This is a genomic window from Alcanivorax sp. UBA3183 (assembly GCF_002364155.1).
GTDB classification, from domain to species: domain Bacteria; phylum Pseudomonadota; class Gammaproteobacteria; order Pseudomonadales; family Alcanivoracaceae; genus Alcanivorax; species Alcanivorax jadensis.
Window position 1 is genome coordinate 9560 of the sequence record NZ_DEXN01000046.1, and the last position, 507, is coordinate 10066.

At 66.1% G+C, this 507-nt stretch carries 1 protein-coding gene; it reads right to left on the reverse strand.

Translation table 11 applies throughout. The annotated features are described in order from the left end of the window. Nucleotides 1-31: 31 nt before the first annotated feature. Nucleotides 32-507: iron chelate uptake ABC transporter family permease subunit (locus tag B3Q33_RS14465; RefSeq protein ID WP_286828364.1), on the reverse strand; the 476-nt coding region annotated here is incomplete at its 5' end.

A 507-nucleotide genomic window follows, 5' to 3' on the forward strand; every position in this document is an offset into this window, starting at 1 on the left:
CCTCAAGAGGTGCTCCTACAGAGAGAAACCGTCAGGCCGGTTTCCGCAACAACGTCAGCACAAACACACTACTGGCGGCGACCACAATGGAGGGTCCCACCGGGGTGTTGGCAAACCAGCTCACCGCCAGCCCGGCCAGCACTGACAGGGTGCCCAGCACACTGGCCACCGCGGCCATCTGCGCCGGGGTATGGGTCAGCCGGCGGGCACTGGCGGCGGGGATTACCAGCAGGGAGGTGATCAGCAGTACCCCCACGGTGCGGATGGCCCCGGCGATCAGCAGGGCCAGCAACAGCATCAGCAGCAGCCGGGTGCGCTGCACCGCCACCCCTTCCACCTGGGCCAGCTCCTCGCTGACGGTGATGCTCAACAGCGACCGCCATTGCCACAGCATCAGCAGCAGAATCAGGATGGCACCGGCCCACAGGGCCAGCGCATCCTGCCAGCCCACCGCCAGCAGGTCACCGAACAGGTAGGCAAACAGGTCCACCTGGATGCCCTCTTGCA